16 protein-coding genes are annotated in these 19,358 nt (G+C 70.3%); 4 read left to right on the top strand and 12 right to left on the bottom strand.

The window, feature by feature from the left end; genetic code table 11:
* Positions 1–234: 234 nt before the first annotated feature.
* The 4 genes from ACFW16_RS27695 to ACFW16_RS27680 are packed head-to-tail and all read left to right on the top strand — an operon-like array spanning position 235 to position 4,783.
* Positions 235–1,260, top strand: coding sequence for a LacI family DNA-binding transcriptional regulator (locus ACFW16_RS27695; protein WP_380311211.1), 1,026 nt, complete (start codon positions 235–237; stop codon positions 1,258–1,260).
* A complete protein-coding gene (locus tag ACFW16_RS27690; protein WP_380311209.1) occupies positions 1,257–2,798 on the top strand; it encodes a sugar ABC transporter ATP-binding protein in 1,542 nt (513 codons plus the stop codon). The genes ACFW16_RS27695 and ACFW16_RS27690 overlap by 4 nt, the downstream gene beginning before the upstream one ends.
* On the top strand, positions 2,795–3,799 hold the full coding sequence (locus tag ACFW16_RS27685; RefSeq protein WP_380311207.1) for an ABC transporter permease: 1,005 nt from the start codon (positions 2,795–2,797) through the stop codon (positions 3,797–3,799). Before ACFW16_RS27690 ends, ACFW16_RS27685 begins: the two co-directional genes overlap by 4 nt.
* Positions 3,800–3,841: 42 nt before the next feature.
* Positions 3,842–4,783 (top strand): ABC transporter substrate-binding protein, encoded by a 942-nt coding sequence (locus ACFW16_RS27680; protein WP_380311205.1) that lies wholly within the window; start codon positions 3,842–3,844, stop codon positions 4,781–4,783.
* A 208-nt stretch (positions 4,784–4,991) separates the two neighbouring features.
* On the opposite strand, the gene serA is transcribed toward ACFW16_RS27680, so the two are convergent.
* The 12 genes from serA to tolQ all read right to left on the bottom strand — a co-directional run bounded on the left by serA (position 4,992) and on the right by tolQ (position 19,352).
* Positions 4,992–6,569 (bottom strand): phosphoglycerate dehydrogenase, encoded by a 1,578-nt coding sequence (serA, locus tag ACFW16_RS27675; RefSeq protein WP_380311203.1) that lies wholly within the window; start codon positions 6,567–6,569, stop codon positions 4,992–4,994.
* A gap of 82 nt (positions 6,570–6,651) precedes the next feature.
* Positions 6,652–7,836, bottom strand: coding sequence for a phosphoserine transaminase (locus ACFW16_RS27670; RefSeq protein WP_380311201.1), 1,185 nt, complete (start codon positions 7,834–7,836; stop codon positions 6,652–6,654).
* Between the two features lie 194 nt (positions 7,837–8,030).
* The gene (gene glmM / locus ACFW16_RS27665) at positions 8,031–9,386 is read right to left on the bottom strand and encodes a phosphoglucosamine mutase (protein ID WP_380311199.1); all 1,356 of its coding nucleotides are present in this window, start codon (positions 9,384–9,386) and stop codon (positions 8,031–8,033) included.
* A complete protein-coding gene (gene folP / locus ACFW16_RS27660; protein ID WP_380311197.1) occupies positions 9,387–10,544 on the bottom strand; it encodes a dihydropteroate synthase in 1,158 nt (385 codons plus the stop codon).
* Between the two features lie 15 nt (positions 10,545–10,559).
* Positions 10,560–12,509 carry an ATP-dependent zinc metalloprotease FtsH gene (ftsH, locus tag ACFW16_RS27655; protein ID WP_380311195.1) on the bottom strand — a complete coding sequence of 650 codons (1,950 nt, stop codon included), beginning with the start codon at positions 12,507–12,509 and terminating at the stop codon, positions 10,560–10,562.
* 89 nt (positions 12,510–12,598) lie between these two features.
* Positions 12,599–13,885, bottom strand: a complete 1,287-nt coding sequence (gene tilS / locus ACFW16_RS27650) for a tRNA lysidine(34) synthetase TilS (protein ID WP_380311193.1) — start codon at positions 13,883–13,885, stop codon at positions 12,599–12,601.
* Positions 13,886–13,888: 3 nt separating this feature from the next.
* Positions 13,889–14,800 (bottom strand): tol-pal system protein YbgF, encoded by a 912-nt coding sequence (gene ybgF, locus ACFW16_RS27645; protein WP_380311191.1) that lies wholly within the window; start codon positions 14,798–14,800, stop codon positions 13,889–13,891.
* 196 nt (positions 14,801–14,996) lie between these two features.
* Positions 14,997–15,473, bottom strand: coding sequence for a peptidoglycan-associated lipoprotein Pal (gene pal / locus ACFW16_RS27640; RefSeq protein WP_343714477.1), 477 nt, complete (start codon positions 15,471–15,473; stop codon positions 14,997–14,999).
* A gap of 122 nt (positions 15,474–15,595) precedes the next feature.
* On the bottom strand, positions 15,596–16,900 hold the full coding sequence (tolB, locus tag ACFW16_RS27635) for a Tol-Pal system beta propeller repeat protein TolB (protein ID WP_380311188.1): 1,305 nt from the start codon (positions 16,898–16,900) through the stop codon (positions 15,596–15,598).
* Positions 16,901–16,925: 25 nt separating this feature from the next.
* On the bottom strand, positions 16,926–18,026 hold the full coding sequence (locus ACFW16_RS27630) for a hypothetical protein (protein WP_380311186.1): 1,101 nt from the start codon (positions 18,024–18,026) through the stop codon (positions 16,926–16,928).
* A gap of 67 nt (positions 18,027–18,093) precedes the next feature.
* Complete coding sequence (gene tolR / locus ACFW16_RS27625; protein WP_380311184.1) at positions 18,094–18,621, bottom strand: protein TolR; 528 nt, start codon at positions 18,619–18,621, stop codon at positions 18,094–18,096.
* Positions 18,621–19,352: a protein TolQ gene (gene tolQ, locus ACFW16_RS27620; protein WP_380311212.1), complete on the bottom strand. Its 732-nt coding sequence runs from the start codon at positions 19,350–19,352 to the stop codon at positions 18,621–18,623. The genes tolR and tolQ overlap by 1 nt, the downstream gene beginning before the upstream one ends.
* Positions 19,353–19,358 lie beyond the last annotated feature (6 nt).

Raw genomic sequence — 19,358 nt, 5'->3', positions numbered from 1 at the left:
CGGCTGAAGGTCCGGCTCTCCCGCTTGGACATCGGTTCTCCTTCTCAGAGAACTGTCCCTATTTTCCCTGTCTCACCAGCGGGGTCCACTCCACCTCTCCCTGGCGGCGGCAGACTTCGTCCTGTGATCCGATAAACCGCGTCGGGGCCGGCGGGCGTGCCGGGTGGTGCCGACCCGGTTTGATTTCCCTTCATCAAATTTTGATGATATCCCTTCAATCAGGGAGGGGCTTCCGTGGCCAGGACGACGCTGCAAGACGTCGCACGGGAAGCCGGCGTCAGCGTCGCGACCGTCGATCGCGTGCTGAACGGACGTGCCGGCATCCATGCGCGCATGATCGACCGCGTGAAGGCGGCGGTCGAACGGCTGCAATACGAGCCGGACCGGCTGGCCTCGCGCCTGTCGCGGGCACGCGATTTCCGCTTCACCGCGATCCTGCCGGCCGGCACCAACGACTTCATGGACAATCTGGAGCGAGAGTTCCGCACCCTCGCCCGCCGCTATGAGGCCGAGCGGGTGGCGATCGACGTGCTGCAGGTCGACGTCTTCGACGGCGAGGCCCTGGCCGAGGCGCTGGAAAGGCTGCCGACGGAGCTGGACGGCGTCGCCGTGGTGGCGCTGGACCATCCGGCCGTGGTCGAGGCGCTGAACGCCCTGACGGCCCGCGGCATCGCGGTGGTCACGCTGGTCTCCGACCTGCCAAATGCCAGGCGGCACCATTATGTCGGACTCGACAACCACGCCGCTGGCCGCAGCGCCGCCAGCCTGCTGGGCCGCTTCCTGGGCCCGCGCCGCGGCAAGGTCGGACTGATCGCCGGATCGCTGCAGCTGCGCGACCATATCGAGCGGCAATTCGGGTTCGAGCAGGTCATCGCCCGCGAATACCCCCAGCTGGAGGTGCTGCCGTTGCGCGAGGCGCGGGACGATCCCGGCCGGGTGGAGGCTGCCGCCCGCACCCTGCTGGACGAGAACCCCGACCTGGTCGGGCTGTACAATGTCGGCGGCGGCCAGCAGGGCGTGGTCGCCGCGCTGGAGGCGACCGGCCGCGCCCGCGACGTCGTCTTCATCGGCCACGAGCTGACCGACTTCACCCGCCGCCACCTGATCCGCGGCACCATCGACGCCGTCATCAACCAGGATGCGGGCCACATGGCGCGCAGCAGCATCCGGGTGCTGCTGGCGCTGCGCGAGGGCGTGCCGATCGTGCCGGACCAGGAGCGGATCCGGATCGACATCTTCATCCGGGACAACCTGCCATGACCGTTCCCTCCCCTGCCCTCGGCCCGGTGCTGTCCGTCCAAGGCCTCGGCAAGACCTTCGGCACCGTGGCCGTGCTGCAGGAGATCGGCTTCGACCTGCTGCCGGGCGAGGTCCACGCCGTGATCGGCGAGAACGGCGCCGGCAAGTCGACGCTGATGAAAATCCTGGCCGGCCATCTCGAGCCGACCGCCGGCACCATCGCCCTGAACGGCGCGCCGATCCGCTTCGCCGGCCCGGTGGACGCGGAGCGGCACGGCATCGTGCTGGTGCATCAGGAGATCCTGCTGGCGCCGCACCTGACCGTGGCCGAGAACCTGTTCCTGGGCCGCGAGCTGCGCCGAGGCTTGGCGGTCGACGATCGCGCCATGAACGCCCGCGCAGCCGAGGCGGTGCGGTCGCTGGGGGCGGAGATCGACCCGGCCGTCGTGGTCGCCCAGCTGTCGATCGCGCAACGCCAGCTGGTGCAGATCGCCCAGGCGCTGCTGGTGCCGCACAGCGTGGTGATCTTCGACGAGCCGACGGCGTCGCTGACCTCGCACGAGACCGACGCGCTGCTCAAGGTCATCCACGACATCCGCGCCAAGGGCGTGGGCGTGCTCTACGTCTCGCACCGGCTGCCGGAGGTGAAGGCGATCGCCGACCGGGTGACGGTGCTGCGCGACGGCAGGCTGGTCGGCACCCGGCCCGCCGCGGAGCTGCAGCCGCTGGACATGGCGCGGATGATGGTCGGCCGCGACATGGCCAATCTCTACCCGCCGCGCACCGACGCCCCTTCCGGCGACCCGGTGCTCGAGGTCAAGGGCATGACCGTGCCGCGCTATGCCGAGGACGCAACCTTCACCCTGCGGCGCGGCGAGATCCTTGGCTTCGCCGGACTGGTCGGCGCCGGCCGCACCGAGCTGCTGGAGGGCGTTCTGGGGCTGCGCACGGCCCATGGCGAGGTCTTCCGCGACGGCAAATCGGCCCGCTTCGCCACCGTGCGCGACAGCATGGCGGCCGGCATCGTCTATCTCAGCGAGGACCGCAAGGGCAAAGGCCTGCTGCTGGCCCAGGACCTGCGCATCAACCTGACACTGGCGGCGCTGAAGCGCTTCACCCGCGGGCCGGTGATCGACGCTGCGAAGGAGTGGGCCGAGCTGGACCGCGCCATCGCCGCCTTCGACGTCCGCACCCGCCGGAAGGACCTGCTGGCCGGGCAGCTGTCCGGCGGCAACCAGCAGAAGCTGCTGCTGGGCAAGATGATGCTGCTGGAGCCGGAGATCGTGGTGATCGACGAGCCCACGCGAGGCATCGACATCGGCACCAAGCAGCAGATCTACCGCTTCGTCGCCGAGCTTGCGGCCCAGGGCAAGTCGGTGATCGTCATCTCCTCGGAGATGCAGGAGTTGATCGGCCTTTGCCACCGCATCCTGGTGATGCGGTCCGGCCGCATCGTCGGCGAGGTCACCGGCGACGCGATGACCGAGGACGAGATCGTGACCTACGCCACCGGCGTGAAAACCATGGCACCGGCGGAAGCGTCGGTGGAACAGGCATGAGCACCACCACCACCACGACAACCGCCGGACGGGGCTTCAAGTTCGACATCCGCACCGCGGCGCCGTTCTTCGCGCTGGCCGTGCTGATCGTCGTCGGCGCCCTGCTGAACCCGAACTTCCTCAGCGCCGACAACCTGCTGAACGTCGCCACCCGCAGCGCCTTCATCGCCATCATCGCGGTCGGCGCCACCTTCGTCATCACCGCGGGCGGGCTGGACCTGTCGGTCGGGTCGATGTCCGGCTTCGTCGCGGGCGCCATGATCCTCTTGATGAACGCGGCGCCGCTGGGCGACGGGGTCAGCCTGATCGCCCTGGCCATGGCCTCGGCGATCATGCTCGGCGCGCTGTGCGGCCTGGGCAACGGGCTGATCACCACGGTCGGGCGGATCGAGCCCTTCATCGTCACCCTCGGCACCATGGGCATCTTCCGCGGCCTCTTGATCTGGCTGGCCGAGGGCGGCTCGATCGCGATGAAGGCGCCGGACCTGCGGGCGCTGTACCGGCCGGTCTATTTCGGCACGGTGTTGGGCGTGCCGGTGCCGATCCTGGTGATCCTGGCGGTCGGCGCGCTGGGCGCCTTCGTGCTGTACCGCACGCCCTTCGGCCGCCATGTCCGCGCCGTCGGGTCGAACGAGGAGGTCGCCCGCTACTCCGGCATCGCCGTCGACCGCATCCGCACCCTGACATACGTCATCCAGGGCGTCTGCGTCGCCGTGGCCGTGCTGGTCTATGTGCCGCGGCTCGGCTCCGCCACCTCGACCACCGGGCTGCTGTGGGAGCTGCAGGCGATCACCGCCGTGGTCGTCGGCGGAACCGCGCTGCGCGGCGGCATCGGCCGGATCTGGGGCACGATCTGCGGCGCCCTGATCCTTGAGGTCGTCGGCAACATCATGGCCCTGTCCAACCTGGTCAGCGAGTACCTGATCGGCGCGGTGCAGGGCGCCATCATCATCATCGCCATGCTGGTGCAGCGGTCGCTGCTGCGCCGGCCGGGCAATTAGGGCCGCCCGTTCGCAACAGGCTCGATTTCTGGGGAGGAATAGATGCGTTTCAAGATGATCGGCCTCGCGGCCGTGGCCCTGATGGCGGCCTTCGGTGCCGCCCAGGCACAGGAGAGCAAGACCATCGCCGTGTCGATCCCGGCCGCCGACCATGGCTGGACCGGCGGCGTCGTCTATCACGCGCAGGAGCAGGCGAAGGCGCTGGAGGCTCGCTATCCGGGGCTGAAGGTGATCGTCAAGACCTCGCCGGACGGCGCGTCCCAGGCCAATGCGCTGGAGGACCTGACCACCCAGGGCATCGACGCGCTGGTGGCCCTGCCGCACAATTCCGACGAGCTGACCGACCCGATCCGCCAGGTGAAGTCGAAGGGCGTCTTCGTCACCGTGGTCGACCGGGCGCTGAGCGACCAGTCGATCCAGGACCTCTACGTCGCCGGCAACAACCCGGAGCTCGGCCGCGTCGCCGGCACGTACATCAAGGACACGCTGGGCACCGGCGACGTCGTGGTCATCCGCGGCCTGCCGATCGTGATCGACGAGGAGCGGATCAAGGGCTTCGACGAGGCGATCGCCGGCAGCGGCATCAAGGTGCTGGACAAGCAGTTCGGCAACTGGAGCCGCGACGACGCCTTCAAGGTGATGCAGGACTACCTGGCCAAGTACCCGAAGATCGACGCGGTGTGGTGCCAGGACGACGACATGGCCGTGGGCGTCTTGGAGGCGATCCAGCAGGCCAACCGCACCGACATCAAGTTCGTGGTCGGCGGCGCCGGCATGAAGGACATGGTCAAGAAGGTGATGGACGGCGACAAGATGATCCCGGTCGACGTGCTGTACCCGCCGGCCATGGTCGCGGTGGCGATGGACCTGACCGCCGCCAACCTCTACGACCACCTGCCGGTGCGCGGCCGCTACATCCTGGACGCCACGCTGGTGACCAAGGAGAACGCCGAGGAGTTCTACTACCCGGACTCGCCGTTCTGACGAGACGTCGTGGTGCGGACCTGTCCTGCACCTGCGCTATCTACTGACTGTCATCCTCGGGCTTGACCCGAGGATCCAGGGGCGGCCAGAGCGGCTCTTCGTGGCCCCTGGATTGCCGGGTCAAGCCCGGCAATGACAGTGTGGGGATGGTCACAACAAAAGGCCCCGACCTTCGCCGGGGCTTTTCGTTCGATACGCTACCGTCGGCTCAGAAGTTCAGCGCCTTGGCCTGGACCACGCTGGGCAGGCCCAGCACGGTCTTGACGATCTCCTCCGCCACCGGGCTGTCGACCGAGACCAGGGCCAGCGCGCTGCCGCCCTCGGGCCGCCGGCCGAGGTTGAAGTTGGCGATGTTGATGCCGGCGTCGCCCAGCACCGTGCCGAGGCGGCCGATGAAGCCCGGCTTGTCCTCGTTGCGCACGAACAGCATGTTGCGCGCCACCTCGGCTTCCAGCGAGATGCCCTCCAGCTCGACGATCCGCGGCTTGGTGCCGGCGAACAGCGAGCCGGCGATGCTGCGGGTCTGGCGCTCGGTCGTCACCGTCAGCCGCACCAGCGTGTGGTAATCCTCGCAGGTCTCGCGCTTGGTCTCGCTGACGTCGATGTCGTATTCGCGCGCCACCACCGGCGCCGATACCATGTTGACGCTGTCCAGCAGCGGCCGCAGCAGCCCGGCCAGGATGACGCTGGTGATCGGCCGGGTGTTGAGCTGGGCGACGTCGCCCTCATAGGTGATGTTGACCGCCTTCAGCCGGGTCTCGGTGATCTGCCCGGCGAAGCTGCCCAGCTGCTCGACCAGGGCCAGGTACGGCTTCAGCTTCGGCGCCTCCTCCGCCGTCACCGACGGCATGTTCAGCGCGTTGGTCACGGCGCCGGAGAGAAGGAAGTCCGAGATCTGCTCGGCCACCTGCAGCGCCACATTCTCCTGGGCCTCGCTGGTCGCCGCGCCGAGATGCGGGGTGCAGACCACGTTCGGCAGGCCGAAGAAGGCGCTCTCCTTCGCCGGCTCGGCCGCGAAGACGTCCAGCGCGGCGCCGGCGACATGGCCGGATTTCAGCGCCGCCAGCAGGTCGTCCTCGACGATCAGCCCGCCGCGGGCGCAGTTGATGATGCGCACGCCCGGCTTCATCTTCGCGATCGCCGCCGCGTCGATGATGTTGCGGGTCTGGTCGGTCAGCGGCGTGTGCAGGGTCAGGAAGTCGGCGCGCTGGAACAGCCCGTCCAGTTCGACCTTCTCCACGCCCAGGTCCAGCGCCCGCTCCGGCGACAGGAACGGGTCGTAGGCGATGACCTTCATCTTCAGCCCCACGGCGCGGTCGGCGACGATCGAGCCGATGTTGCCGCAGCCGATCAGGCCCAGCGTCTTGCCGAACAGCTCGACGCCCATGAAGCGGGACTTCTCCCATTTGCCGGCATGGGTCGACGCGTTGGCGTCCGGCAGTTGCCGGGCCAGCGCGAACATCATGGCGATGGCGTGCTCGGCGGTGGTGATGGAGTTGCCGAAGGGCGTGTTCATCACCACCACGCCGCGCTGGGTGGCGGCCGGGACGTCGACATTGTCGACGCCGATGCCGGCGCGGCCGACGACCTTGAGGTTGGTCGCGGCGGCCAGCACCTCCTTGGTCACTTTGGTGGCCGAGCGGATGGCGAGGCCGTCATACTGGCCGATGATCGCCTTCAGCTCCTCGGGCTTCAGGTCGGTCCTGACGTCGACCTCGACGCCGCGGTCGCGGAAGATGGCGACGGCGGCCGGGGACAGGCTGTCGGAAATGAGAACCTTGGGCATTGTCTTGCTCCGAAGGGAACCTGCGCCCCGCCGCTCCGCGACGATGGCGGGGCGAGGTGCAGGGTGTTGACGGGAGAAAGGATCAGGCAGCCAGCTTCAGCTCGGCCCGGGCGCGGTCGAACGCCCAGTCGAGCCAGGGCAGCAGCGCTTCGAGATCGGCGGTGTCGATCGTGGCGCCGCCCCAGATGCGCAGGCCCGGGGGCGCGTCGCGATAGCCGTTGATGTCGAAGGCGACGCCTTCCTTCTCCAGGAGCGAGGCGATCTTCTTCGGCACCGCGGCCTGCGCGTCGGCGTCCAGCGCCGTGACTGCCGGGTCGACGATCTTCAGGCAGATCGAGGTGCAGGAGCGGATCGCCGGATCCGCAGCCAGGAAATCGACCCAGGGGGTGCGCGCGACCCAGGCGGCGACGGCCGCCAGATTGTTCTCCGACCGCTCGATCAGCTTATCCAGCCCGCCGATCTCCTCGGCCCAGGCGAGGCCGTCGATCGCGTCCTCGACGCACAGCATCGACGGGGTGTTGATGGTCTCGCCCTTGAACGGCCCCTCGGCCAGCTTGCCCTTGGAGGTCAGGCGGAACACCTTGGGCAGCGGCCAGGCCGGCGTGTAGGACTCCAGCCGCTCCACCGCGCGGGGAGACAGGGCCAGCATGCCGTGCGCGCCCTCCCCGCCCAGCACCTTCTGCCAGGACCAGGTGACGACGTCGAGCTTGTCCCAGGGCAGGTCCATGGCGAAGGCGGCCGAGGTGGCGTCGCAGATCACCAAGCCCTGCCGGTTCGCCGGGATGGCGTCGCCATTGGCGAGCCGCACACCGGAGGTGGTGCCGTTCCAGGTCAGCACCACGTCGCGGTCGAAATCGACCTGCGCCAGGTCCGGCAGCTCGCCATAGGGCGCCTTGAAGGTGCGGACATCCGGCAGCTTCAGCTGCTTGACGACGTCGGTGACCCAGCCCTCGCCGAAGCTTTCCCAGGCCAGGAGGTCGACGCCGCGGGCGCCGAGCAGAGTCCACAGCGCCATCTCGACGGCGCCGGTGTCCGATCCCGGCACGATGGCCAGGCGCCAGCCGGCGGGCATGCCCAGCACGCGCTTCGACCGCTCGATCACGTCGGCCAGCTTGGCCTTGCCGATGCCGGCGCGATGCGACCGGCCGAGGGCGGCATTCTGCAGCGCCTCGAGCGACCAGCCGGGGCGCTTGGCACAGGGACCGGAGGAGAAATTGGGGTTGCGCGGACGGAGTCCGGGCATGGGGGCGAGCGCGCTCGCAGTCATGTCTATCCTTCCAGATAGCAGCGTCCCGGTGGGGGGACGTGGCCCGCCGCGGAGGATAGAGATCGCCCCGATTCCGTCAATCGGTATTTGCAAGAGGACTGGATCGTAGGTTGGGTTCGCGCTTGCGAACCCAACGATAGCTCAGGCGGCACGATGTTGGGTTCGCCGAGCGAACCCAACCTACGCACCGAGAATCACGCTGCGGTCTCGATCGTCGCGCAGATCTCGCCGACCAGGCTTTCGATCAGCGCTGCGTCCTCGCCCTCGGCCATCACCCGGATCACCGGCTCGGTGCCGGATTTGCGGATCAGCAGGCGGCCGTCCTTGCCGAGCCTGGCCTCCGCCTCGGCGATCGCCTGCTTGACCAGGGCCTGCTCCAAGGGCGACGGCGCGCCCGGCACCGGCTTGAAGCGGACGCTGCGCAGCCGCTGCGGCAGCGGCTCGAACACCCGGAACACCTCGCTCGACGGCCGGCCGGACTGCTGGATCACCGCCAGCACCTGCAGCGCCGCGATCAGACCGTCGCCGGTGGTGGCGTAGTCGCTCATGACGATGTGGCCGGACTGCTCGCCGCCGAGGTTGAGCCCGCGCTCGCGCATGGTCTCGACCACGTAGCGGTCGCCGACCGCGGTGCGGATCAGGCCGAGGCCGAGGCCGCCGAGGAAGCGCTCCATGCCGAGATTCGACATCACCGTCGCCGCCACCGCCGGCTGGGCCAGGCGGCCGCCGGCGAACCAGTCGCGCGCGATCATCGCCATCAGCTGGTCGCCGTCGATCTGCCGGCCGGTCTCATCGGCCATGATCAGCCGGTCGGCGTCGCCGTCCAGCGACAGGCCGAGATGGGCGCCGTGCGCCACCACCGCCTGCTGCATCACGTCGGTCGCGGTGGCGCCGCAGAGCTTGTTGATGTTGAGGCCGTCCGGCGACACGCCGATCTTGATCACCTCGGCCCCCAGCTCCCACAGCACCGCGGGGGCGACCTTGTAGGCGGCGCCGTTGGCGCAGTCGACCACGACCTTGAGCCCGTCGAGCCGCAGCCCCTTGGGGAAGGTGTTCTTGGCGTATTCGATGTAGCGGCCGGAGGCGTCGTCCAGCCGCCGGGCGCGGCCGAGCCGGGCCGGCGGCGCCAGCTGGTCCTCGGTCGGCTGGGCGATGCGGTCCTCGATCGCCTTCTCGACCTCGTCCGACAGCTTGTAGCCGTCCGGACCGAACAGCTTGATGCCGTTGTCCTCGTAGGGGTTGTGCGAGGCCGAGATCATCACCCCGAGATCGGCGCGCAGCGACCGGGTCAGCATGGCGATGGCCGGGGTCGGGATCGGGCCGACCAGGGTGACGTCCATGCCGGCGCCGATGAAGCCCGCGGTCAGCGCCGGCTCCAGCAGATAGCCGGACAGCCGGGTGTCCTTGCCGATCACCACCAGGTGGCGGTGGTCGCCGCGGCGGAACTGCGCCGCCGCCGCCGTCGCCACCTTCAGCGCCGTCTCAGCCGTCATCGGTTCGACATTCGCGCGACCGCGGATGCCGTCGGTCCCGAACAGCTTGCGCGTCATCTAATCCCCTGCCTCCAGCTCGGTCCCCACCTGCAGCGCCGACCACACGGCCAGCGCCTGCCGCGTCTCCGCGACGTCATGAACCCGTAAGATTTGCACCCCCTGAGCCACGCCGTACAGCCCCGCCGCGATCGACCCCGATACCCGCTCCTTCGGATCGGCGGCACCGGACAGGGTGCCGATGAAGCGCTTGCGCGACACGCCGAGCAGCACGGCGCAGCCGAGTCCGTGCAGCAGAGAGAGACCACGCAAAAGCGGCAGATTGTGGGTCAGCGACTTCTTGCCGAAGCCGATGCCGGGATCGACAGCGATGCGGCCGGGCGGGATGCCGGCGGCGGCGCAGGCCGCGATGCGCTCTTCCAGCCAGTCGAACACGTCGAGCAGGACGTCGTCGTAGACGGGATTCTGCTGCATCGTCCGCGGCTCGCCCCGGATGTGCATCAGCACCACCGGGCAGCCGGCGCGGGCGACCACGCCCAGGCTGGCGGGATCACCGGTCAGGCCGGTGACGTCGTTGACGATCCGGGCACCGGCGGCCAGCGCCGCCTCCATCACCGCGGCGTGGCGGGTGTCGACCGACACGGTCAGGCCGCGATTGGCCAGGTCGCGGATCACCGGCTCGATCCGGGCGATCTCCGCCTCCGGCGACACCGGGGCGGAGCCGGGCCGGGTCGATTCGCCGCCGATGTCGAGGACCTCCGCCCCCGCCTCGGCCAGGGCCAGCCCGTGCGCGACCGCGCGGCCGGCCTCGGCGAAGTCGCCGCCGTCAGAGAAGCTGTCGGGGGTGACGTTGACGATGCCCATCAGCCGCGGCCGGTCGAGATCGAGCCCGGCGAAGGCCGGCCGGGGCCGGCTCAGCCGGTCGAGCCGGTCTTCGATCGCGGCGCCGAGGCCGTGGCGCGCAGCCCAGCGGCGCAAGGTCACGAGGTCGGCGACGGCTCGTTCCAGACGGCCGTCGCCGCGCAGGATCAGCTCGACCCGGTCGAAGGACAGCGGGCCGCCGGCCAGGGGCAGCGCGTCCGGCGCGGCGTCGGCTAGGCCGAGCGGGCGCAGATACGGTCGCAACCCGGGCCGGGCGGCCCAGGGCGCGACATCGTCGGAGAGGGAAACGGCACGGGCCGCGTCGAAACGCGGCCCGTGGTCGGTCTGGGTCGTCACCAGGTTCCCGCCCGATTACGTACCAGGTTGGGGCTCCGGATCGATGCCCTTGGCACCGCCCGAGGGCACCGAGGTGCGCTTGCCGCTGGTCGGACGCTTCGGCGGCGGCGGCTCGTCGTTCGGCTCCGGCCGCACGATCGGCTCGCCGCGCAGGATCAGGCCCCGCACCTCGTCGCCGGTCAGCGTCTCGTATTCGAGCAGGGCGTTGGCCAGCAGGTGCAGCTGGTCGATATGCTCGGTCAGGATGGTCCGGGCCTTGGTCTCGGCCTCCTCGATCAGGCGACGCATCTCCTCGTCGATGATCTTGGCGGTCTCTTCCGAGACGTTCTGCGTCTGCGTCACCGAATGGCCGAGGAACACCTCCTGGCCGTTCGAGCTGTAGCGCAGCCGGCCCAGCTTGGGCGACATGCCCCATTCGGTCACCATGGCGCGGGCCAGGTTGGTCGCCGCCTGGATGTCGCTGGCGGCGCCGCTGGTCACCCGCTCCGGCCCGAAGATCAGCTCCTCGGCCAGGCGGCCGCCGAAGGTCATGGCCAGGCGGGATTCCATCTGGATCTTGGCCCAGCTGATGCGGTCGTTCTCCGGCAGGCTGACCACCATGCCGAGGGCGCGGCCGCGCGGGATGATCGTCGCCTTGTGGATCGGATCGTGCTCGGGCACGTACAGCCCGACGATGGCGTGGCCGGCCTCGTGATAGGCGGTGGTCTTCTTCTCCTCGTCGGTCATGACCATCGAGCGGCGCTCCGCCCCCATCATGACCTTGTCCTTGGCTTCCTCGAACTCGGCATGGGAGACCACGCGCTTGCCGCGCCGGGCGGCCAGCAGCGCCGCCTCGTTGACGAGGTTGGCGAGGTCGGCGCCGGAGAAGCCGGGCGTGCCGCGGGCGATGACGCGCGGGTCGACGTCCGGCGCCAGCGGCACCTTGCGCATATGGACCTTGAGGATCTTCTCACGGCCCATGATGTCCGGGTTCGGCACCACCACCTGGCGGTCGAAGCGGCCGGGGCGCAGCAGCGCCGGGTCCAGCACGTCCGGGCGGTTGGTCGCGGCGATCAGGATCACGCCCTCATTCGCCTCGAAGCCGTCCATCTCGACCAGCAGCTGGTTCAGCGTCTGCTCGCGCTCGTCGTTGCCGCCGCCCAGGCCGGCGCCGCGATGGCGGCCGACCGCGTCGATCTCGTCGATGAAGATGATGCAGGGGGCGTTCTTCTTGCCCTGTTCGAACATGTCGCGGACGCGGGACGCGCCGACGCCGACGAACATCTCGACGAAATCCGAGCCGGAGATGGTGAAGAACGGCACGTTGGCCTCGCCCGCGACCGCGCGGGCGGTCAGGGTCTTGCCGGTGCCTGGAGGGCCGACCAGCAGCACGCCCTTCGGGATCTTGCCGCCCAGGCGCTGGAACTTCTGCGGGTCCTTCAGGAACTCGACGATCTCCTCGAGCTCCTGCTTGGCCTCGTCGATGCCGGCGACGTCGTCGAAGGTGATGCGGCCGGTGCGCTCGGTCAGCAGCCGGGCGCGGCTCTTGCCGAAGCCCATGGCCTTGCCGCCGCCGGACTGCATCTGGCGCATGAAGAAGATCCAGACGCCGATCAGCAGCAGCATCGGCAGCCACGACATCAGCGTCGTCAGCAGCAGGTTCGGCCCCTCGGGCGCCGCGGCCTGCACGCGCACGCCGGCCTGCGTCATCTTATTGACGATGTCGGTGCCGTCCGGGACGTAGGTCTGGAACGACCCGCCGCCGCCGTTCTGATTGTAGTGGCCGATGACGGTGTTGCCCTGGACCTTGGCGTCCAGGACCTGCCCCTTCTCGACCGCGGTCACCAGGTCGCTGTAGGCCAGCTCACCCTGCGGGCTGCGGCCGCCGGAGCTCTGAAACAGGTTGAACAGCGCCAGGAGCAGCAGGCCGATGATGATCCAGAGCGCAAAGTTCTTGCCGAAATTGTTCACGGACGGTCGCCTCATGTCCCGCGCATACCGCTTGCGCGGCGCCACGGCGTCGTGGGTCCCCGGAATGCTCCGGGGGCTCGCTAGTAGATAATATAGCGCCGCCTCTAAACAACCGGGAATCCATTCGGCAGCAGCGGCCGAAGCGGCTCGAACCGCAGAAACAGGCCGGGCCCGGCCGCATCCGGGACCGGTCGGCGCAGCACGCGGCCGTTCCGCCACAGCGCCGGCAGCACCGCAGCGGCGTCGAAGGGCAGTCCGTCGGGACGCCCCTCCCCGGCCGCGGCGTCGCCCCAGGCCGCGATCCGGTCGTCCGGCGCGGCATCCGCCGGCGTTTCGATGCGGAAACGGCCATCCCAGAGCAAGGATGTGCCGGGCGGGGGCCCGACGACCTCCGGCAGGCGGCGCCGCTCGCGGAACACCAGCAGCCGGTCGCCGGCCGTGCGCAGGCGGCAATGGCCCAGGGTGCGACCCAGCAGCGCACCGTCCTGCACCGCGCCGGCCAGCCGCTCCAGCGCATCGAAGCGGGCCTCCGCGCCGCCGCCGATGCAGGCGGTGACGGAGTCGAGCAGGCGGCGGGCGATCTCCGGATCCGCCTCGCGCAGCGCCGGAAGATCGATCGCGGCATAGCCGGCGGGGTCCAGCCGCACGGCGCGCGCGCCCAGTTCGGCGGTGAAGCGCTCCAGCGCCGCCCGGGCCTGGCCGGCGCGGCGGGCCAGGGCGAACAGCCGGTCGTCGGTCAGCCCCTCCGCCGCCAGCACTTCGCGGGCGGCGCGCAGCCGGGCGCGGGCGTAGCGGCTGCGCCGGTTGGAGGGATCGTCGACCGGGACCACGCCGAATCCGGCGCAGGTGGCGATCAGCCGGGCCTTCGGCAGGTCGAGCAGCGGCCGCAGCAGCCGGCCCCAGGGCGTCGGGCGCCAGGCGGCCATGCCGGCGAGCCCGTCGACGCCGCTGCCCTTGGCCAGGCGCAGCAGCACGGTCTCGGCCTGATCCTCGCGGTGATGGGCGACCAACAGGTCGCGGATGCCGGCCTCCCGGCAGGCCCGGTCCAGCAGGGCGTAGCGGGCGCGGCGCGCCTCGTCCTGCGAGGCCCGGGCGGGGGCGTCGGTCCAGGTCAGGATCCGGTGCGGAATGTCGTGGCGGGTCAGGGAAGCGCCGGTGGCGGCGGCTTCGGCGGTCGAATCCGGGCGGAGCCGGTGGTCGACGGTCAGGGCCAGGATCTGGCCGCCCCTCTGCCGGACCCAGCATGCGGCGAGGAGGCTGAGCGCCATGCTGTCGGGACCGCCCGAGACGGCGACGGCAAGGCGAAACGGCCGGTCGAACGGGCCGAGGCGGTCGAGCCGCGCGGCGAATTCCTCATCCGAGACGGGCTCGGGCGCGACCGGACTGGTCATGCATCAGCAGCGCATCAGCAGCTGCTGGTCCTTGGCGCGGCGCAGCATCTGTGCCGGGGCGTCGGGATAGTCCGCCACCAGCCGGGCGAAGGCGTCGCAGGCCGAACGCTCCTGCCGGGCGGCGACCAGCGACTGGCCCAGGCGCATCAGGGCGTCCGGCGCCCGCGGCCCGCGCGGATCCGTCGACCAGGCGGTGTTGAAGGCGTTGGCCGCCTCGCCCGGCCGGCCCCTGGCCAGCAGGGACTCGCCGAGCCAATAGTTGGCGTTGCCGGCCAGGCCGCCGCCGGGGTCGGCGGCGATGACCTGGCTGAATCCGGCGATGGCGCCGTCATAGTCGCCCCGGTTGTACAGGCCCTGGGCCTGGTTGTACCAGGCCGTGACGTCGCCCGGCGCCGTGCCGCCGAGGCCGTAGGATTGCGGCTCGGTCGAGGCGAAGGCCGGGACCGAGGGCGCATAGCCCGGATCGGCCGCGCCCATCTCCTGCGGCGCGCCCAGGCTGTCGCCCTGGCCGTCGTAGCCAGGGGCCGGCGGGCCGGCGTCGGACCGCTTCGGCGGCACCAGCGGCGTCGGGGTGAAGGGCTGCGGCGTCCGCGGCGCGGTCTGGGCCGGCGCCCGCTTGGCGGGCGCCGGGGCCGGTGCGGCCTTGGTGCTGCCGCCACCGCCGCCTTCGAGCTCGTTCAGCCGGAACTCGATATCGGCCTGGGCCCGCTTCAGCTGGTCGGCGAGCTGCTGGTTCTGATACTGCAGCTGCTCGATCTGGCCGGTCAGCTGGGAGATCTGCTGCTCCAGCGTGCTGACCCGGACCTCGAGCTGGGCCTCGTAGCTCTGCGCCCGGCCGGGCCCGGACGGGGCCAGGACCGCGACGGCGAGCGCCGCGGCCGCAAGAATACTCCATCGCCTCTGCGAAACCGGCATGTCGCCTCCACCTCCATGGTTCGGAGCACGGGTTCGGTCTGGCCGCGGGACCGATCCTGAGCCGATCCCAGCGGCGAAAATAAGACGCGCCGGTCGCAGCGACAACGGCGATGCCGCTGCCGCCGCCCGGCGCGCAAGTCGTCCGACCGGCCGGCGGGCCACGCCGCGAAGGCGCCGCCCGCCGTCCCGGCGGAGATCAGTTGACGACCGTGACCGCCCGGCGGTTCTGCGCCCAGGCCGACTCGTCGTGGCCCGGCACAGCCGGACGCTCCTTGCCGTAGCTGATGGTGGTGACCCGCGACGGGGCCACGCCATTGGCGATCAGGTAGTTGCGCACCGAGTTGGCGCGGCGGTCGCCGAGCGCGAGGTTGTACTCGCGGGTGCCGCGCTCGTCGGCGTGGCCTTCGACGGTCACGGCGACGTTCTGGTACTGCTGCAGCCAGCCGCCCTGCTTGTTCAGCGTGGCCTGGGCCTCGGGGCTCAGGTCGAAGCCGTTGAGCGAGAAGAACACCCGGTCGCCGATGTTCTGAGCCAGATCCTGCTGCGAGCCGGGAACGGCGGTGCCGCCCGTGCCGAGGCCGCCGGCGCCGGCGCCGGTGCCGGCGTTCTGGGTGGAGCTGCAGGCGGTGGCCAGCAGCAGAGCCCCCATGAGGGACACAATCTTGAGACGCATGGTTCTTTGCCCCTGACGTGGATCCGACTTTACGATTCGGAAATCGGTTGAGGGAAAAGCAGGTTACTGCCTGCTCCGCAAGGTATTTCTTGCGGTATTTCTAGCATTTCTGCGGCTTGCCGTCACGGCAGCAGCGGCGACCAGGCGGCGTCGGACGCGTCGAAGGGCGTCGGCACCGCGGCGCTGACCCGGCCGGTGATGTCGACCGTGACCAGCTTGCTGCCGCCGCCGCCGCTGGCCGTGTACATCAGCACGCGGCCGTTCGGAGCCCAGGTCGGGCCTTCCGCCAGGAAGCCCGAGGCCAGGTCGCGCTCGCCCGTCCCGTCCGGCCGCATCACGCCGATCGAGAACTGGCCGCGCGTGATCTTGGTGAAGGCGATCAGGTCGCCGCGCGGCGACCACACCGGCGTGCCATAGGTGCCCTGGCCGAAGCTGAGGCGGCGCACGCCCGAGCCGTCGGAGTTCATGATGTAGAGCTGCTGGCTGCCGCCGCGGTCGCTCTCGAACACGATCTGCGACCCGTCCTTGGAGTAGGAAGGCGAGGTCTCGATCGAGGGGTCGGAGGTCAGGCGCTGCACCGAGCGGGTGCGCAGATCCTGGACGTAGATGTCGGTGTTGCCGTTCTGCGCCATGCTGAAGATCACCCGGTTGCCGTCCGGGCTGAAGCGCGGCGAGAAGGTCATGTTCGCGAAGTCGCCGAGCGATTCCTGCCGGCCGCTGCCGAGGTCGAGCAGATAGACCCGCGGCTTGTTGCCGACATAGGCCATGTAGGTGATCTGCTGCGTGTTGGGCGAGAAGCGCGGCGTCAGCACCAGCTGCGACCCGTCGGTCAGGAACTGATGGTTGGCCCCGTCCTGGTCCATGATCGCCAGGCGCTTGACCCGGTTGGTCTCGGGCCCGGTCTCGGAGACGTAGACGACGCGGGTGTCGAAATACCCGTCCTCGCCGGTGACGGCGCGGTAGATCTCGTCCGCGATCTTGTGGGCGACGCGGCGCATCAGGGCGCTGTCGCCGGTCAGGGTCAGGCCGGTCAGCTGCTGCTCGGCCGCGACGTCCCAGAGCCGGAAGTCGACGTCGAAGCGGCCGTCGCCGCGCGGCCGGACCTGGCCGGTGACCAGCGCCTGGGCGGCCAGCACCTTCCAGTCGGCGAAGCGCGGGCCCTGCTGCAGCGAGGCCGCATCCTGGGTGAAGGCGCGCGGGTCGATCGGCGCGAACAGGCCGGAGCGCTGCAGATCCGCCGTGATGATCTGGCTGATCTGGCTGCCGACGGCATCACCCGGGAAGTCGGTGATCGCGATCGGCATCGGCTGGGTCACGCCCTGGTTGATGTCGATCCGGATCTCGGCTTGGGCCGGCGCGGCCGCGAGCGAGAGGGATACGACCGCAGCCAGGGCGGCCAGCGTGGTCTGGAGGAAGCCTCGTTTCATTGTCTGCACCTCGGTTCCTGGCTGGTCAGAACATGTCCTTGGGATCGAACACAAGACGGAAGGTGTCGTCTGGCCACCCCCCTTGCGGGACGGGCCATTGATCGAACGTGACATAGACAGCGCGCACGGCTGCACGGGCGGCTGCGTTGCTGCGCATCGACGGATCGGCGATCTCCACGGAGGACAGCTTGCCGCTGCCGTCGATCCTGACGAGAACCTCGACGACGGGAACGTCCTGCGCTTGGCGATCCACGTTCCATTGGTCTCCGACCACGCGGGCGATCGCATCCTTCTCGCCCTTGCTGATGTCCCGCGACCGGGAGTTTTGGCCGGATGGCGCCGCAGTACGGTTCGAACGGCTATTGCTCGGCCGCGTCGACGTGGACTCACTGGCCAGGGCATCAAGGGCGTCGCTGTCGACCGACTGCGATTGGCCCTGCGCTGATCGCGTCGGCGTGGCCGCCTGCTGCGTCGGCGCCGGCGGCGGAGCCGTCGGCCGCTTGCCCGGGCGCGGCGCCTCGGTCGGGGCGATCGCCATCGGGTCGGCCTGCGCCGTCTCGGCCGGCGGCGTCGGCGGCGACGGAGTCGGGGTCGGCTCCGCCTGCGGCTTGCCCGAGGGCGGGTTCGGCCGTTGCGGCGGCGGGGGTGGTGGAGGCTGTTGCGGCGTCGGCGGAGGCGGCGGCTTGGTGGCCTCGGGCGACGGTGCCTGCACCGGCGGTGGCGGCGGCGTGGGCGGCGGCGGAGTCGGGGTCGGCGGCGTCGGCAGCTCCGGCGCCTGCGGCGGCGTCTTCGGCGCCGGCGGGGTCGGCGGCGGAGGCGGCGGCGAGGCCGGCTCGGGCTCAGGCGCCGGCCGCGCCTGCGGCGTCGGCTCGGACTGGCGCGGCTGCGGCAGCTGCGCCACCTTCGGCGGCTCCGGCCGCTGCGCCGGCGGCTTCGGCGACGGCGGCGTCTTGGCCGCGGCCGGCGGCGGCGGCGCCTCGGCGTCGCCGGTGGCATCCGGCGCCGGCGGGCGGTCCGGCGCGATCTCGCCGGTCGCGCCCGCGCCGACCGCATCGGCGCTGACGATCTCCACCGGCACGACCGCGATCGCCGGCGCGTCGCGCCGGAACAGCGGCAGCCCGAACATCAGCACGACCAGCAGGATCGCGTGCAGGGCCAGGGAGATGATGAGACTGGGACGCATGGGGCTCTTGTCAGCGCCTCGGTGCCGGTGCGGTGGTCGCCGGGGCCGGCGTCAGGGCGGCCTGCCCCTTCGGCGTCTCGGAGATCAGCGCCACCCGGGTGAAGCCGGCCGAGGTGATGGCGCCCATCACCTGCATGATCCGGCCATAGGCCAGGGCCTGATCGCCGAACACGAAGATGCGGGTCTCGGCCGGGCCGCCGCCGGTGCCTGCCGCCGAGCCCTGGGCCTGGGCCTTGGCGATCGCGGTCAGCATCGGCACCAGGTCCTCCATCGCCACCTGCTTCTTCTGCACATAGATCTGGCCCTGGGCATCGATGGTGACCTGCAGCGGCTGCTCCTTGGTCGGGATGTTCTGGGCCCGGGTCTGCGGCAGGTCGACCGGCACGCCGACGGTCAGGAGCGGCGCGGTGACCATGAACACGATCAGCAGCACCAGCATGACGTCGACGAAGGGCGTGACGTTGATGTCGGAGTTCGGGCGGAAGGTGCGGCGGCCGCCGCGTGTGCGACCCGTGGCGTGGGAGAGCGAGACACCCATCAGCTGCGGTCCTCGAGATAGCGCGACAGGATGGCGCCGAACTCGCCGGCGAAGTTCTCCAGCCGCTCGGCGTATTTGTTCAGGTCGTTCGAGAACTTGTTGTAGGCGGTGGTGGCGGGAATGGCGGCGAACAGGCCGATGGCGGTGGCGAACAGCGCTTCGGCAATGCCCGGCGCCACCACGGCGAGGCTGGTGTCGGCCTGGGCGGCGATCGACTGGAACGAGTTCATGATGCCCCAGACCGTGCCGAACAGGCCGATGAAGGGCGCGGTCGAGCCGACCGAGGCCAGCACGGTCATGCCGCGCTCGACCCGGCCCAGCTCACGCGTCATGGTCACCTGCATCACCCGGTCGATGCGCTGCTGCAGCCCGGCCCGCATGCTGCCGGAGGCGGCGATGCCGCGATCGGCGGCGATGCGCCATTCCTTCATGCCGGCGGCGAAGGTGGCGGCCATCGGATCGGGCGGGTTGGCGCCGACCTGGTCGTACAGGTCGTCCAGCGACCCGCCGGACCAGAACGCATCCTCGAAGGCATCGGCCTGGCGGTTCAGCCGGCGGACGCGGATCCACTTCTCGAAGATGATCGCCCAGCACCAGACGGATGCCGCCAGCAGCAGCAGCATCACGAATTTGACGATCACGTCGGCCTGCAGGAACAAGCCCCACATGCTCATGTTGTGCACGGCACCTTGCCCGACCGCCTGGGCGGTTTCGATCACCGACTGCTCCATACCTTC

Origin of the sequence: Inquilinus sp. NPDC058860 (assembly GCF_042743185.1) — a bacterium.
In the GTDB taxonomy this organism is placed as follows: Bacteria; Pseudomonadota; Alphaproteobacteria; order DSM-16000; family Inquilinaceae; genus Inquilinus.
The sequence above is the reverse complement of the archived record's forward strand: the minus strand, read 5'-3'. Positions and strand labels throughout refer to the sequence as shown.

Excerpts from the sequence above, each read along its gene's own strand:
- ACFW16_RS27690 (WP_380311209.1), top strand. The coding sequence starts at position 1,257 with ATGACCGTTCCCTCCCCTGCCCTCGGCCCGGTGCTGTCCGTCCAAGGC.
- ACFW16_RS27685 (WP_380311207.1), top strand. The coding sequence starts at position 2,795 with ATGAGCACCACCACCACCACGACAACCGCCGGACGGGGCTTCAAGTTC.
- ACFW16_RS27680 (WP_380311205.1), top strand. The coding sequence starts at position 3,842 with ATGCGTTTCAAGATGATCGGCCTCGCGGCCGTGGCCCTGATGGCGGCC.
- serA (WP_380311203.1), bottom strand. The coding sequence starts at position 6,569 with ATGCCCAAGGTTCTCATTTCCGACAGCCTGTCCCCGGCCGCCGTCGCC.
- ACFW16_RS27670 (WP_380311201.1), bottom strand. The coding sequence starts at position 7,836 with ATGACTGCGAGCGCGCTCGCCCCCATGCCCGGACTCCGTCCGCGCAAC.
- glmM (WP_380311199.1), bottom strand. The coding sequence starts at position 9,386 with ATGACGCGCAAGCTGTTCGGGACCGACGGCATCCGCGGTCGCGCGAAT.
- ftsH (WP_380311195.1), bottom strand. The coding sequence starts at position 12,509 with ATGAGGCGACCGTCCGTGAACAATTTCGGCAAGAACTTTGCGCTCTGG.
- tilS (WP_380311193.1), bottom strand. The coding sequence starts at position 13,885 with ATGACCAGTCCGGTCGCGCCCGAGCCCGTCTCGGATGAGGAATTCGCC.
- ybgF (WP_380311191.1), bottom strand. The coding sequence starts at position 14,800 with ATGCCGGTTTCGCAGAGGCGATGGAGTATTCTTGCGGCCGCGGCGCTC.
- pal (WP_343714477.1), bottom strand. The coding sequence starts at position 15,473 with ATGCGTCTCAAGATTGTGTCCCTCATGGGGGCTCTGCTGCTGGCCACC.
- tolB (WP_380311188.1), bottom strand. The coding sequence starts at position 16,900 with ATGAAACGAGGCTTCCTCCAGACCACGCTGGCCGCCCTGGCTGCGGTC.
- ACFW16_RS27630 (WP_380311186.1), bottom strand. The coding sequence starts at position 18,026 with ATGTTCGGGCTGCCGCTGTTCCGGCGCGACGCGCCGGCGATCGCGGTC.
- tolR (WP_380311184.1), bottom strand. The coding sequence starts at position 18,621 with ATGGGTGTCTCGCTCTCCCACGCCACGGGTCGCACACGCGGCGGCCGC.
- tolQ (WP_380311212.1), bottom strand. The coding sequence starts at position 19,352 with ATGGAGCAGTCGGTGATCGAAACCGCCCAGGCGGTCGGGCAAGGTGCC.